This window comes from Paraburkholderia franconis, from assembly GCF_009362735.1.
In the GTDB taxonomy this organism is placed as follows: Bacteria; Pseudomonadota; Gammaproteobacteria; order Burkholderiales; family Burkholderiaceae; genus Paraburkholderia; species Paraburkholderia franconis.
This window is the reverse complement of the sequence record NZ_WHNP01000003.1, coordinates 300,058-314,923: the sequence shown is the minus strand read 5'-3', so window position 1 is coordinate 314,923 and position 14,866 is coordinate 300,058. Positions and strand designations below refer to the sequence as shown.

General features: G+C 62.3%; 13 protein-coding genes. 8 read left to right on the top strand and 5 right to left on the bottom strand.

The features are described from left to right. The first annotated feature begins 104 nt into the window (after positions 1–104). The 3 genes from coaBC to dut all read left to right on the top strand — a co-directional run bounded on the left by coaBC (position 105) and on the right by dut (position 2,894). A complete protein-coding gene (coaBC, locus tag GCT13_RS04870; RefSeq protein ID WP_152755606.1) occupies positions 105–1,316 on the top strand; it encodes a bifunctional phosphopantothenoylcysteine decarboxylase/phosphopantothenate--cysteine ligase CoaBC in 1,212 nt (403 codons plus the stop codon). Positions 1,317–1,392: 76 nt separating this feature from the next. After that, on the top strand, positions 1,393–2,397 hold the full coding sequence (locus GCT13_RS04865; protein WP_152755605.1) for an LLM class flavin-dependent oxidoreductase: 1,005 nt from the start codon (positions 1,393–1,395) through the stop codon (positions 2,395–2,397). Between the two features lie 50 nt (positions 2,398–2,447). Further along, a complete protein-coding gene (gene dut / locus GCT13_RS04860; protein ID WP_152755604.1) occupies positions 2,448–2,894 on the top strand; it encodes a dUTP diphosphatase in 447 nt (148 codons plus the stop codon). A 112-nt stretch (positions 2,895–3,006) separates the two neighbouring features. Here the strand turns inward: dut and clpA are convergent, their stop codons facing one another. Continuing rightward, the gene (clpA, locus tag GCT13_RS04855; RefSeq protein WP_090865711.1) at positions 3,007–5,307 is read right to left on the bottom strand and encodes an ATP-dependent Clp protease ATP-binding subunit ClpA; all 2,301 of its coding nucleotides are present in this window, start codon (positions 5,305–5,307) and stop codon (positions 3,007–3,009) included. Continuing rightward, complete coding sequence (clpS, locus tag GCT13_RS04850) at positions 5,304–5,618, bottom strand: ATP-dependent Clp protease adapter ClpS (RefSeq protein WP_012399982.1); 315 nt, start codon at positions 5,616–5,618, stop codon at positions 5,304–5,306. Before clpS ends, clpA begins: the two co-directional genes overlap by 4 nt. 551 nt (positions 5,619–6,169) lie before the next feature. On the opposite strand from clpS, the gene cspD reads away from it, so the two are divergent. Then, positions 6,170–6,376 (top strand): cold shock domain-containing protein CspD, encoded by a 207-nt coding sequence (gene cspD / locus GCT13_RS04845; RefSeq protein ID WP_017776809.1) that lies wholly within the window; start codon positions 6,170–6,172, stop codon positions 6,374–6,376. Positions 6,377–6,470: 94 nt separating this feature from the next. On the opposite strand, the gene GCT13_RS04840 is transcribed toward cspD, so the two are convergent. From GCT13_RS04840 to icd, 3 genes are all read right to left on the bottom strand, one after another. After that, entirely contained in the window at positions 6,471–8,090 is a 1,620-nt protein-coding gene (locus GCT13_RS04840) for a multicopper oxidase family protein (RefSeq protein WP_152755603.1), read from the bottom strand. A gap of 142 nt (positions 8,091–8,232) precedes the next feature. Then, positions 8,233–8,601 (bottom strand): hypothetical protein, encoded by a 369-nt coding sequence (locus GCT13_RS04835; RefSeq protein ID WP_152755602.1) that lies wholly within the window; start codon positions 8,599–8,601, stop codon positions 8,233–8,235. Between the two features lie 164 nt (positions 8,602–8,765). After that, positions 8,766–10,022 (bottom strand): NADP-dependent isocitrate dehydrogenase, encoded by a 1,257-nt coding sequence (gene icd, locus GCT13_RS04830; protein ID WP_152755601.1) that lies wholly within the window; start codon positions 10,020–10,022, stop codon positions 8,766–8,768. A gap of 412 nt (positions 10,023–10,434) precedes the next feature. Between icd and GCT13_RS04825 the strand changes: the two genes are divergently transcribed. The 4 genes from GCT13_RS04825 to fusA all read left to right on the top strand — a co-directional run bounded on the left by GCT13_RS04825 (position 10,435) and on the right by fusA (position 14,648). Continuing rightward, entirely contained in the window at positions 10,435–11,004 is a 570-nt protein-coding gene (locus tag GCT13_RS04825; RefSeq protein ID WP_152755600.1) for a pseudouridine synthase, read from the top strand. A gap of 405 nt (positions 11,005–11,409) precedes the next feature. After that, the gene (locus tag GCT13_RS04820; protein ID WP_090865699.1) at positions 11,410–11,610 is read left to right on the top strand and encodes a hypothetical protein; all 201 of its coding nucleotides are present in this window, start codon (positions 11,410–11,412) and stop codon (positions 11,608–11,610) included. A 145-nt stretch (positions 11,611–11,755) separates the two neighbouring features. Continuing rightward, positions 11,756–12,271 carry a DUF192 domain-containing protein gene (locus GCT13_RS04815; RefSeq protein ID WP_321574189.1) on the top strand — a complete coding sequence of 172 codons (516 nt, stop codon included), beginning with the start codon at positions 11,756–11,758 and terminating at the stop codon, positions 12,269–12,271. Between the two features lie 271 nt (positions 12,272–12,542). Continuing rightward, a complete protein-coding gene (gene fusA / locus GCT13_RS04810; RefSeq protein WP_321574188.1) occupies positions 12,543–14,648 on the top strand; it encodes an elongation factor G in 2,106 nt (701 codons plus the stop codon). The last annotated feature ends 218 nt before the right edge of the window (positions 14,649–14,866 follow it).

Below are 14,866 nucleotides of genomic sequence, written 5' to 3'. Positions count from 1 at the left end.
CAAAACCATAAGCCGTGCGGCTCGCGATCGGGCAGCAGTCTTGCAGTACGAAGCCGGCGCGCTTCACCGATGCGTCGGCCATCACGTCTTGTCGGAGGCATCCGTTGGCCACAGAACTCGCCGGAAAACACATCGTCCTCGGCATGACAGGCGGGATCGCCTGCTACAAGATCGCTGAACTCACGCGCCTTCTGACGAAGGCGGGCGCGACGGTCCAGGTCGCGATGACGGACGCAGCGACGCAGTTCATCACTCCCGTGACGATGCAGGCGCTGTCCGGCCGCCCCGTCTACACGAGCCAGTGGGACGCGCGCGTTCCGAACAACATGCCGCACATCGATCTGTCGCGCGAAGCCGACGCGATCGTGATCGCCCCCGCTTCCACCGATTTCCTTGCAAAGCTCGCAATCGGCCTGTGCGACGATCTTCTGTCCACACTTTGCATCGCGCGTGACTGTCCGCTGCTCGTCGTACCCGCAATGAACCGTCAGATGTGGATGAATCCCGCCACGCAGCGCAACGTCGCGCAATTGCGCGCGGATGGCATCGAACTGCTCGGACCGGATTCGGGTGCGCAGGCGTGCGGCGAAGTCGGCGACGGGCGCATGCTCGAACCGGAAGCCGTCTACGAAGCGATCGCGTCGTTCTTCACGCCGAAAACGCTGTCGGGCCGCCGCGTGCTGCTCACGGCAGGCCCGACGTTCGAACCGATCGATCCCGTGCGCGGCATCACGAACCGTTCGAGCGGCAAGATGGGCTTCGCTCTCGCGCGCGCGGCGCAACAGGCGGGCGCGCACGTGCATCTCGTCGCGGGGCCAGTCGGCCTGGAGACGCCGTGGGGCGTCTACCGCGAGGACGTGCAGACCGCGCAGCAGATGCACGACGCCGTCATGCGTGCCGTGCCCGACTGCGACATCTTCATCGGCGTGGCGGCCGTCGCGGACTGGCGCGTCGATCATGTCGCCGACCACAAGATCAAGAAGACCGCCGATCACGCGATCCCGTCGTTCTCCTTCATCGAGAATCCGGACATTCTGGCGTCGGTCGCGAAGCTGCCGCATCCGCCGTTCTGCGTCGGCTTCGCGGCGGAAAGCGGCGATCTCGACCTGCACGGCGAAGAGAAGCGCAAGCGCAAGAACGTGCCGCTTCTGATCGGCAATCTCGGCCCGCAGACGTTCGGGCTCGACGACAACGAAGTCGTGCTTTTCGAAGCCGCCGGCATCACGCGGCTTCCGCGCGCGGACAAGCAGACGCTCGCGCGCGCATTGATCGCGGAAATCGCCAAGCGCCTGCCGGATACGAACGTGATCGCCTGAGCGTCGCCGCGCTCATCGTGTCGTCGCGAATGGTCACGCTCGAATACGATCCCTCAGCCAATGCCATGGTGCTGTCATGACCCTGCTCTCCGTGCTCGACCAGACCCCCGTGATCGACGGGCATAAGGTGTCCGACGCGATCGCCGCGACGGTCGAACTCGCGCAACTCGCCGATGATCTCGGCTACACGCGATACTGGTGCGCCGAACATCACGGGCTTTATGGTGTCTCGAACCCATGTCCGGAGGTGATGCTCGCGCGGCTCGGCAGCATGACGAAGCGCATCCGTATCGGCTCGGGCGGCATCATGCTGCCGTACTACAGTCCGTTCAAGGTCGCCGAGCAGTTCATGATGCTCGAAGCGCTGTTTCCGAACCGCGTCGATCTGGGCGTCGGACGCGCGCCGGGCGGCGACATGCGCACCGCGCAGGCGGTCGCGGCGGGCACCTACAATCGCGGCGAACAGTTTGCGCAGCAGGTCGCCGAACTCGTCGCAATGATGGACGGCACGCTGGCGTCCGATCATCTCGCCTACGGCGTGCTGCTGCAGCCGCAGGTCGAAACGCGCCCGCAACTGTGGGTGCTCGGTTCCAGCGATTTCGGCGGGCTGCTGGCGGCGCAACTTGGCATTCGTTTCTCGTTCGCGCATTTCATCAATGCGCATTTCGGGCATGCCGTCGCGCAGGCGTATCGCGAACGCTTCAAGCCCGGTCACGAGCAGAAGCCGTATCTGGCGGCCGCTGTCTTCGTGATCTGCGCAGACACCGAACGCGAAGCCGCCGACCTCGAAAAGGCCGTCGATCTGCGCCGCGTGCAGATGGCGTACGGTCTGAATGCGCCGATTCCGTCGATCGAACAGGGGCTCGCGCAGGAATACGGCGAGCGTGAAGTTCTCGTCATCGACAGGGAGAAGCCGCGCAGCATCATCGGCACGCCGGAGTCGGTGACGGAACGGCTGCATGCGTTGCAGGAACAGTTCGACGCAGACGAGCTGATCGTGCTCACCGTCGCGGGCAGCTATCGCGCGCGCCTGCGCTCATATGAACTGCTGGCCGAGGCGTTCGAACTCGGCAAGTGGTAGAAGTCACTCGAATCGGACAACGCTACTTCTTCAACCTCTCACCGAACTGCATGAAACTCGACCTGAAGATTCTCGATCCGCGCATGCGCGAACAACTCCCCGCCTATGCGACGACGGGCAGCGCGGGCCTCGACCTGCGCGCCTGCCTCGAAGCGCCGCTGACGCTCGAGCCCGGACAAACGGCGCTCGTGCCGACGGGCCTCGCGATCCATGTCGGCGATCCCGGCTATGCGGCGCTGATCCTGCCGCGCTCAGGCCTCGGCCACAAGCACGGCATCGTGCTCGGCAACCTGGTCGGCCTGATCGACTCGGACTACCAGGGCCAGTTGATGATCTCGACGTGGAACCGCGGCACGACCACCTTCACGCTGAATCCGATGGAGCGCCTCGCGCAGCTCGTGATCGTCCCGGTCGTGCAGGCCGAGTTCAATATCGTCGACGAGTTCGAATCGAGCGAGCGCGGTCACGGCGGCTTCGGCAGCACCGGCAAACACTGAGGCATTGCCCGTCTTCCGTTCGATGCGTTCGATGCTCAGCAAATAAAAACGGCGTGGGTCGAAAAACCCACGCCGTTTTGTTTTTGCTTCAGATCTGCGGAACGACTGACGCTCAGTCCACTTCCACCGCTTCCGGATTCGGATTGCGCGGCGGCGCCGAGTTCTCGTCGAACGTCAGCTGGACCTTGTCGTCCGCATCGACGTCGACCGTCACGCGGCCGCCGTTCATCAGCTTGCCGAACAGCAGCTCGTCGGCGAGCGCGCGGCGGATCGTGTCCTGGATCAGACGCTGCATCGGACGCGCGCCCATTAGCGGATCGAAACCGTGCTTCGCGAGATGCTTGCGCAGCGAGTCGGTGAAGAGCGCGTCGACCTTCTTCTCGTGCAACTGGTCTTCGAGCTGCATCAGGAACTTGTCGACCACGCGCATGATGATTTCTTCATCCAGCGAGCGGAAGCTGATCGTCGCATCCAGACGGTTGCGGAACTCGGGCGTGAACATGCGCTTGATGTCGACCATTTCGTCGCCCGTCTCGCGGCGCGTCGTGAAACCGATCGTCGACTTCTGCATCGACTCAGCGCCCGCATTCGTCGTCATGATGATGATGACGTTGCGGAAATCCGCCTTGCGTCCGTTGTTGTCCGTCAGCGTGCCATGGTCCATCACCTGCAGCAGCACGTTGAAGATGTCCGGATGCGCCTTCTCGATTTCGTCGAGCAGCAGCACGCAATGCGGCTTCTTCGTCACGGCTTCCGTCAGCAGACCGCCCTGGTCGAAACCGACGTATCCGGGCGGCGCGCCGATCAGACGGCTCACCGCGTGACGCTCCATGTACTCCGACATGTCGAAGCGGATCAGCTCGATACCCAGCGTGAACGCCAGTTGCCGCGCCACTTCCGTCTTGCCGACCCCCGTCGGGCCGGAGAACAGGAATGCGCCGATCGGCTTGTCGGTCTTGCCGAGGCCCGCGCGCGCCATCTTGATCGAAGCGCTGAGCGCGTCGATGGCGGGGTCCTGACCGAAGACGACGGCTTTCAGATCGCGGTCGAGTGTCTGCAGCTTGCTGCGGTCGTCTTGCGACACGCTCTGCGCCGGCACGCGCGCGATCTTCGAGATGATTTCCTCGATCTCGCTCTTGCCAATCGTTTTCTTCTGCTTCGACTTCGGCAGAATGCGTTGCGCCGCACCCGCTTCGTCGATCACGTCGATCGCCTTGTCGGGCAGATGACGATCCGTAATGAAGCGCGCCGACAGCTCAGCCGCCGCCGACAGCGCCCCCGACGAGTACTTGACGCCGTGGTGCTCTTCGAAGCGCGATTTCAGGCCGCGCAGGATCGCCACCGTCTGCTCGACGGTCGGCTCGGTCACGTCGATCTTCTGGAAACGGCGCGACAAGGCAGCGTCCTTTTCGAAGATGCCGCGGAATTCGGTGAATGTAGTCGCGCCGATGCACTTGAGCGTGCCCGACGACAGCGCCGGCTTCAGCAGATTTGACGCGTCCAGCGTGCCGCCCGATGCGGCGCCCGCGCCGATCAGCGTATGAATTTCGTCGATGAACAGAATTGCGTTCGGACGCTCCTTCAATTCCTTCAGGACCGTCTTCAGGCGCTGTTCGAAGTCGCCGCGATACTTGGTGCCCGCGAGCAACGCGCCCATGTCGAGCGAGTAGACCTGCGCGTCCACCAGAATGTCCGGCACTTCGCCGCGCGTGATGCGCCAGGCGAGACCCTCGGCGATCGCCGTCTTGCCGACGCCCGCCTCGCCGACCAGCAGCGGATTGTTCTTGCGTCGGCGGCACAGCACCTGCACGACGCGCTCGACTTCCGCTTCGCGTCCGATCAGTGGATCGATGCGGCCGTCCTTCGCCATCTGGTTCAGATTCTGCGTGAATTGCGCGAGCGGCGTTTCCTTCTGCGCAGCGGCTTCGTCCGATTCGGCGCTCGCGTCGGTCGACTTCGCGGCTTCCGAACTGTTCGTCTTCGCGATGCCGTGCGAAATGAAGTTGACGACGTCCAGACGCGTGACACCCTGTTGCTGCAGGTAGTAGACCGCGTGCGAGTCCTTCTCACCGAAGATCGCGACGAGCACGTTCGCGCCCGTCACTTCCTTCTTGCCGTTCGACGTGGACTGGACGTGCATGATCGCGCGCTGGATCACGCGCTGGAAACCCAGCGTAGGCTGAGTATCGACGTCGTCGGTGCCCGGAACGGTCGGCGTATTGTCGTGAATGAAGTTGCGCAGGTTCTGACGCAGGTCTTCGATGTTGGCCGCGCACGCGCGCAGCACTTCGGCCGCCGTCGGGTTGTCCAACAGCGCCAGCAAAAGATGTTCGACCGTAATGAACTCATGCCGCGCCTGGCGCGCTTCCATGAACGCCATGTGCAGGCTGACTTCCAGTTCCTGGGCAATCATGCTTCCTCCATCACACACTGCAGCGGATGCCCGGCCTGCCGTGCGTGGGTAACGACTTGCTCGACTTTGGTCGACGCGATGTCCCGCGTGTAGACCCCACAAACTCCCCTGCCCTCGCGATGGACCTTCAACATGATTTGTGTCGCGGTCTCACGATCCTTATTGAAATATTCCTGCACGATCATCACGACGAATTCCATCGGCGTGAAATCGTCATTCAACAGCACCACCTTGAACATGGCAGGCGGTTTCAGCTTTTGTTCCTGCCGCTCCAGTACGGTGTTGTCCTGCTTGTCCGGGATAATCGCCATACACCCATTCTAAACAACTCGGACAGGCCCGCAATCCTGTCAAAACCCGACCGGCTGGTCGGACATCAGTTCCCTCCGGCCCGTTGGAGCGGCCTCTCGTGGGTGCGCTTTGCGCCGGGCCGATTGCGGTCGCGGCCCTCCGAATATTCGATATACATCTGTGTTGCAGCGTAATGACTTCGGTCGGATCGAGTATCGCACAACCCGGGCCAGCAGGCTGACGGCGCGTCCGCGTTCAACGCCAGCCTCGTCCCGCAGAACAGCATGTGCGTTGATTATGCGACTTTTCAAGATGCACCGCTTGCGCGACCGCACACATGCAAAGCGGTAAAAACCCTGGAAATTGGTTCTTTACAACGGAGAATTGAGCGTCTCAAAATTTTCTTGACACTCGAATAAAGAGACTCAACAATCAAGCTGGCACTTTTTTCAATAAGTGGTCTATACGAAAAAATGCCGTTGGTGAGCTTGTGAGGAGGGGCGACTGCATCCCGCGGTCGTTGAGCTTTTCGAGGGCTCGTGGCAGCTTTTGAGTTACAGGGGAAGTTGGTATGGCAACTGGTACGGTCAAGTGGTTCAACGACGCGAAGGGTTTCGGATTCATTACGCCCGACGAAGGCGGTGAGGATCTGTTTGCACACTTTTCGGCTATCCAGATGAACGGTTTCAAGACCCTCAAGGAAGGCCAGAAGGTCAGCTTCGAGGTCGTTCAAGGCCCGAAGGGCAAGCAGGCATCGAACATTCAGGCCGCAGCCTGATACGTTCGGTTCCGCACCCTTGAAAACCCGGCGTCACGCCGGGTTTTTTCGTTTCTGCCGCAGTTCGCGCCGCTATCGGTATCTACGGCCGCAATCAGACGACCTTGAGGGTCGCCATCATGCCGAGATCCTCGTGCTCCAGAATGTGGCAGTGGAACATCCGCTCGCCTGCGTCGCGCTGGACCGTCGCGATGCGCACCGTCTCTCCGCGCTGCACGTTGACGGTATCCCGCCATGCGAGATACGGCTCGGGTGTCTTCGCACCCGCTTGCTCGCGCTCGATGACCTGAAACTGCGTGCCGTGCAGGTGAAACGGATGATCCATGTCAGTGCGGTTTTCGATCGACCAGACTTCGACTTCGCCCGCCCGGCTGGTTAGCGCGATGCGCGAAGGATCGAATGTCGCGCCGTTGATCATGAACTTCATGCCGGGCGGCAGCGCGGACATCATCGCGCCGGGACGATGCATCGCCTTCATGTCCATCGCTTCGGCGAAGACGACGGATTTGTGCGGCACTTTGTCGACTGCGCCGTCAGCCGACGACAACAGCGGCGCGATGGGACGCAGCGTCGGCGGCAGGGCGCGCGCGGCCGATGTGCCTGGTTCGAAGCGGACATCGGCGAGAACTTTCGCCGGATCGGCGGGCAGGCTGTGGCCTTCTGTCATCGTCATCTTGCGGCGGTCATAGACGGCCGCGGTGAGAACCGCCGTCGACGGCTGCGCACCTGCGCGCACGACAATCTCCGCGCGCTCGCCGGGCGCGAGCAGCAACTCCGGCAGACCGTCGCGCGGCTTGTCGAGCAGACCGCCGTCCGTGCCGACCTGCGTGAAAGTCTGTGCGCTGCCCAGCGACAATCCCAGATAGCGGGCACTGCATCCGTTCCACAAGCGCCAGCGCTCGTCCTGCGCAACGGTGAGACGCGGACGCCGCGCGCCGTTCACCAGAACGAACTGGCCTTCGCGGCCGTTCATCCAGTCCATCATGTCGTTCGACGCGATGGACGCGTCGCTCGCGAGCTTCAGGTCCGAGAAGAACAGATGCCGTTCCGGAAATGCGGCGAGGGGATCGTCGGCGGCGCGCACGATGATCGGCCCGGCCAGCCCGCGAAACACCTGCTCCGCCGTCATCATGTGCGGATGCGGGTGATACCAGTACGTGCCCGCGCTGCCGCGCGGCAGCGTGAAGCGATAAACGTGCGTCGCGCCAGGCGCGACGGGGTTCGTCGGATTGCCGTCCTGATCGGGCGGTACGGGCAGCCCGTGCCAGTGGATCGTCGACGGCTGCGGCAAACGGTTGACGAAGCGGATTTCGATGGTGTCGCCTTCGCGCACGTCGATCAGCGGACCGACGATCGATCCTTGCGCGGCATCGCCGTAAAGCCACAGCGCGGTCGAATGGCCCGGCATCAAATGGCGGTGCACGGGCTGCGCGACGAGCGTCGCGCGAAAGACGCCCGGCTCGCTGCTCTCGTTCGCGAGCTTGCGGAATGCGGCAAGTGGCGCGCCCGCGGGCAGCGCGGATTCGGGCGCGAGATTCCCAGCGGACGGAGCGGCGTGAGAATGCGTCGCGTGATCCGGCGACATGCCCGGCATGTCTTTCATATCGCCCATGCCGGACATGTTGTGCATCGAGTGCTGCGCGAAAACGTCGCGCGCGAACAGCGAAGCAACGGCGGCGCTCAACGTGCGGACGAGAAATTCCCTGCGAATCATGGATCGCTTCCTTGCTGATGCGGCGCGGCAATCAGATTGCTCGCTGCGCGCATGGATCGTGTGACGAGTTGCGAGCGCGCGTGCGCTCACGCATCGAGTTGCGTTTTTGCGCGCCACGAAAAAGCGCGCCGACACGAAACACTCACACGATCGGCGGCCGCACAGGCGGCGCACGCGTGACACCTGCGCGCGCCGGGTCGCTGCGAGGAACCGGCACGTTCGCCGACGATATGCGCGCGGGAACGCCGGCACCCGACAGCATCGCGCTGCAGTGCACGCCGCACATCGTCATGCAGCACAGCGAATGCGCGTGGCGGCACGGCGCGCCGGCATCGCGCGTGTCTAGCGTGTCCATCGAAGCATCGCAATGCATTGCAACGACGCGCATCGACTCATGCATGCGCATCGCTCGCGGCGACGGCGACGCGTGCTCATGCTCGCACGCGGACGCGCCCTGCATGCCGAGCAGGGCGAGCGTCAACACGATGAGGATGCGCGAAAGCAGAGTCATGCGTATCTATCGACGGGTAAGGGAACGCGATGTCCGATGACAAAGCGGATCACTGGATCATAACGCAGCAGGCCGATGCGTTGATGACGGAAGCCCAAACGAAAAACCCCGGCAAGCGTGAGCTTGCCGGGGTCCGTGCAGGATACCGAAGCGTTAAGACGCGATCACATATGCTCGATCATCACCTGCCCAAAACCCGAGCAGGAAACTTGCGTCGCGCCCTCCATCAGACGCGCGAAGTCATACGTAACGCGTTTCGACAGAATCGATTTTTCCATCGACGAAATGATGACATCGGCCGCTTCCGTCCAGCCCAGGTGGCGCAGCATCATTTCCGCCGAGAGGATTTCCGAGCCCGGATTCACATAGTCCTTGCCCGCGTACTTCGGCGCCGTGCCGTGCGTCGCTTCGAACATCGCGACGGAATCGGACATGTTCGCGCCCGGCGCGATGCCGATGCCGCCGACCTGCGCCGCCAGCGCATCGGAGATGTAGTCGCCGTTCAGGTTCAGCGTGGCGATCACGTCGTATTCGGCGGGACGCAACAGGATTTGCTGCAGGAACGCATCGGCGATCACGTCCTTCACGACGATGTCGTTGCCCGTCTTCGGATTCTTCACCTTCATCCACGGGCCGCCTTCGATCAGCTCCGCGCCGAATTCCTTCTGCGCGAGCGCGTAGCCATAGTCACGGAATGCGCCTTCCGTGTACTTCATGATGTTGCCCTTGTGAACCAGCGTGACCGTGCGGCGATCGTTGTCGATCGCGTACTGGATCGCCTTGCGCACCAGACGTTCCGTGCCCTCGCGCGACACCGGCTTCACGCCGATACCCGACGTGTCGGGGAAGCGGATTTTCTTCACGCCCATTTCTTCGCGCAGGAACTTGATGACCTTCTTCGCCTCCGGCGATTCGGCCGACCATTCGATACCCGCGTAGATGTCTTCCGAGTTCTCGCGGAAGATCACCATGTTGACCTTCTCCGGCTCGCGCAGCGGCGACGGCACGCCCTTGAAGTACTGGATCGGGCGCAGACAGACATACAGGTCGAGTTCCTGGCGCAGCGCGACGTTCAGCGAACGGATGCCGCCGCCGACGGGCGTCGTCAGCGGCCCCTTGATCGACACGACGTATTCCTTCAGCACCTCCAGCGTTTCGTCCGGAAGCCACACATCGGGACCGTAGACCTTGGTCGCCTTTTCGCCCGCGTAGATCTCCATCCAGTGGATCTTTCGCTTGCCGCCGTACGCCTTTTCAACGGCCGCATCGACGACCTTGATCATCACGGGCGTGATGTCGAAGCCGGTGCCGTCACCTTCGATGTACGGAATGATCGGCTGGTCGGAAACGTTGAGCGAGAAATCCGCGTTGACTGTGATCTTGTCACCGTCAGTCGGAACCTTGATGTGCTGATACGCCATGATCGGACTCCAGTGATGGCTGGTCTGTGAGAACAGGGTTGGAACTGCGAAACCGGGGCGCTCCTCTTGCGCGCGACGCGGCAAGATGCCGCTGCGAATGCCGATACCCGATACTGCAAACCTAGGCCCATGCAGCAGGCCATGATGCAGCAGACAGGCAGGCGGGTATTCTAGCCCACGTCGACGTGACGCCGCCCTTGGGACGAGCACCGACGCACGCCGCGGCGGCCTCGGTGGCGCCAGAGGAGACACGCGTCCTATGTCTTATATAAGACACATGACATAACGTTCCGTATTATGCATTAAGATCTCGCCATTTGCCACCGGACTTGCCCGTACTGGCCGTCGGCGCGCGGCGATCGCGTTGCTGCGGCCGCACGGACGCCGCGTCCGCACCGTGCCTCGCTCACGCATGACCCTGCTCGCCCTCAACAAGCCCTTCGGCACGATCTGCCAGTTCTCGCCGCACGAAACGCGCGCGTCGCTTGCCGACTGGGTGAAAGTGCCCGGCGTCTATCCCGCCGGCCGACTCGACTCCGACAGCGAAGGCCTGCTGCTGCTCACCGACGACGGCGCATTGCAGGCGCGCATCGCCGAGCCGCGCCACAAGCTGGTGAAGCGCTATTGGGCGCAAGTCGAAGGCGCGCCCGGTGCGAACGATCTGAAGGCGCTCGCGCGCGGTGTCGATCTCGGCGACTATGTGACGCGTCCCTGCCGCGCGAATTTCGTCGAGCCCGGCGATGCGCTATGGGCACGTACGCCGCCGATCCGCTATCGCGCAGCGATTCCCACAACGTGGATCGAACTGTCGATCACCGAAGGCAAGAACCGTCAGGTGCGCCGCATGACGGCCGCCGTCGGTTTTCCGACGCTGCGTCTCGTGCGCGTCGGTGTCGGCGCGCTCGATATCTTTTCGCTCGGATTGCAGCCAGGCGAGTGCATCGAGTTGTCTTCGCGCGCACCGTGGGATGGCCTCGCGTAGCAACCGCCATACCTCCGAAAGCCTCGTCATCGGGAGCACTAAGCCGTTGTATCGGCATGCATTTTCTGTACTTTTCGCTATTTGAAAAGCGTGCGATAGAGCCTCACAAAAGCATTCGAAAGTCTGCGCGTCGCACTCAAAAAAAATTCCAGAAGATTTTCGTCAACCGTGCCGCAACGTCACGCGTTATTCGACGCAGATGCCGCTAAAGCTGTCCGGCATTGAGCCTCAAGAGCCTTGATACAAGCCGCTTCACGACCTGTACTGGGTGTCCGAACGCTAGCAGCCGCTGAGAAAAATTTCTTCGATGCGGATGTCAACCGAAAGGTGGACGGCACGTTTAACGACATGACTCAACCTAACCGGGTCATTTGGTTACTTTAACTAAAGTCGAGGATTCACAAAATGAACAAACTGATCGCCGCTCTGGTCGCTGGTCTCTTCGCAACGGCAGCATTCGCACAAGCTTCGGCACCGGAAGCAGCTTCGGCAGCTCCGGCAGCAGCAGCTTCGTCGGCTCACAAGTCGTCGCACAAGAAGGTATCGCACAAGAAGTCGCACAAGAAGGCAGCTCCGGCAGCCGCAGCTTCGGCAGCTTCGGAATAAGTTTGTTGCAATAACGCAGTCAAGAACTAGCTTCATTGCCGTTCTTACGGCGTTGAAAGGGCAGATGGCCGCAAGGCCCTCTGCCTTTTTGTTTTTGACGCGCTCGCGTAACATTCGCGGTTCATATTCAGCAAGGAGTCACGTCGTGCGATTTTCTTTGCGCTCGTTGATGGCGCGCTTCGCAATTGCAGTTGCACTGCCTGTCGCCGCATTGTCCGCTGTGTCGCTGGCAACGTTGTCCTCACAGGACGTCCTTGCACAGCAGATGCCTCAGGGCGCGAAACAGCCGGGCGATTTCCCGCGCGCGAAACTCTCGGCGGGCATGTTCGTCATCGACGCCGCCGTTGCCGCGAACGATGCCGACCGCGAGCAGGGCCTCATGTACCGTACGCAACTCGCGCCGAACGAAGGCATGCTCTTCGTGTTCGGCGAGAACGCCGTGCATTGCTTCTGGATGAAGAACACGTTGATCCCGCTGTCGATCGCATTCATGCGCGCCGACGGCACGATCACCGACATCGACGAGATGCAGGCCGAAACCACCAACAACCATTGCCCGAAAAACAACGGCGTGTATGCACTGGAAATGAGCAAGGGCTGGTTCACGTCGAAGGGCATCAAGCCCGGGATGATGATGCAGGGGCTGCCGGCGCCGCAATAAGCGGGCGCACAGCGCGAGCCGGAAACCGCCAACGGCCTGAACGAACACAAGCCGGCGCAGCCTCGGGGCGCGCCGGCTTTTTTGCGTCCGCCGCATTGCAACGCAAAGCGGGCGCCGCGTTGCGCGCGTGCTGGCAGGATTCCTGCAAAAGCCAGGGCGACACGCTATTCTTATAGTCTCACCCGCAGCACCGAGATCGGCCGGGCCGCGCAGTCAATCTGAGCGGAAAGCCCGGCGCCATTCACCGGCGCGCCAACTCATGGAGGTTCACGTGCCCCGCAAGACTCCTATCGAGCGATACCGGAACATCGGTATCAGTGCTCACATCGATGCCGGCAAGACCACCACCACCGAACGCATTCTTTTCTACACCGGCGTGACTCACAAGATCGGCGAGGTTCACGACGGTGCGGCGACGATGGACTGGATGGAACAGGAGCAGGAGCGCGGCATCACGATCACGTCGGCGGCCACGACGGCGTTCTGGAAAGGCATGGCCGGCAATTATCCGGAGCACCGGATCAACATCATCGACACGCCGGGACACGTCGACTTCACGATCGAAGTCGAACGCTCGATGCGCGTGCTCGACGGCGCGTGCATGGTGTACGACTCCGTCGGCGGCGTGCAGCCGCAGTCCGAAACCGTGTGGCGCCAGGCGAACAAGTACAAGGTGCCGCGCATCGCGTTCGTCAACAAGATGGACCGCGTCGGCGCGGATTTCTTCCGCGTGCAGCGGCAGATCGGCGAGCGCCTGAAGGGCGTTGCCGTGCCCATCCAGATTCCGATCGGCGCGGAAGACCACTTCCAGGGCGTCGTCGACCTGGTGAAGATGAAGGCGATCGTCTGGGACGACGAGAGCCAGGGCATCAAGTTCACGTACGAAGAGATTCCCGACAACCTGAAGGATCTCGCGCACGAGTGGCGCGAAAAGATGGTCGAGGCGGCTGCGGAATCGAGCGAAGAGCTGCTCGAAAAGTATCTGACCGATCATGAGAGCCTGACGGAAGATGAGATCAAGACGGGCCTGCGCAAGCGCACGATCGCCAACGAGATCGTGCCGATGCTCTGCGGCAGTGCGTTCAAGAACAAGGGCGTGCAGGCGATGCTCGATGCCGTGATCGACTATCTGCCCTCGCCCGTCGACGTGCCCGCGATCCTCGGCCACACCGAAGACGACAAGGAAGCGGAGCGTCATCCGAGCGATGACGAGCCGTTCTCCGCGCTCGCGTTCAAGATCATGACGGACCCGTTCGTCGGCCAGCTGATCTTCTTCCGCGTGTACTCGGGCGTGGTCGAATCGGGCGACACCGTCTACAACCCGGTGAAGGAAAAGAAGGAACGCCTCGGCCGGATTCTTCAGATGCACGCGAACGAGCGCAAGGAAATCAAGGAGGTGCGCGCGGGCGACATCGCGGCCGCTGTCGGCCTGAAGGAAGCGACCACGGGCGACACGCTGTGCGACCCGAACAACATCATCATCCTCGAGCGGATGATCTTCCCCGACCCGGTGATCTCGCAGGCCGTCGAGCCGAAGACCAAGGCCGACCAGGAGAAGATGGGCATCGCGCTCAACCGTCTCGCGCAGGAAGACCCGTCGTTCCGCGTCACCACCGACGAAGAATCCGGCCAGACCATCATCTCCGGCATGGGCGAGCTGCACCTGGAAATTCTCGTCGACCGGATGAAGCGCGAGTTCGGCGTCGAGGCGACGGTCGGCAAGCCGCAGGTCGCGTACCGCGAGACGGTGCGCACGAAGATCGAGAACGTCGAAGGCAAGTTCGTCAAGCAGTCGGGCGGACGCGGCCAGTACGGTCACGCGGTGATCACGGTCGAACCCGATCCGGGCAAGGGCTACGAGTTCATCGACGCGATCAAGGGCGGCGTGATTCCGCGCGAATTCATTCCCGCCGTCGACAAGGGCATCCAGGAAACGCTGAAGGCGGGCGTGCTAGCAGGTTATCCCGTCGTCGACGTGAAGGTCACGCTCACGTTCGGCTCGTACCACGACGTCGACTCGAACGAAAACGCGTTCCGCATGGCCGGCTCGATGGCGTTCAAGGAAGGCATGCGCCGCGCGAAGCCGGTGCTGCTCGAACCGATGATGGCCGTCGAAGTGGAAACGCCCGAGGACTTCATGGGCAACGTGATGGGCGACCTGTCGGGCCGCCGCGGCATCGTGCAGGGCATGGAGGACATCGCGGGAGGCGGCGGCAAGCTGGTGCGCGCCGAAGTGCCGCTTGCCGAGATGTTCGGCTATTCGACGTCGCTGCGCTCGCTGACGCAAGGCCGCGCGACGTACACGATGGAGTTCAAGCATTACGCCGAGACGCCGAACAACGTGTCAGAGGCGATCATCAATTCGAAGGGAAAGTAGGCGTTTTCCGCGCCGAGCATGAAAGCCCGTTCCGCGAGGACGGGCTTTTTTTGCTCGCGCTCCCGTTCAGGCGCAGCTTCGTACGCGAAGTTTTTGGCCATGCCAGAATGACCCGACTCGTAGCGCAATCACATCGGCAATCACATCGTTGTACGCATGGGGCGGCGAGCGCGAGAGCAAACGAACGCGCACAACGCTGCCCGAGCAAGGAGACGACA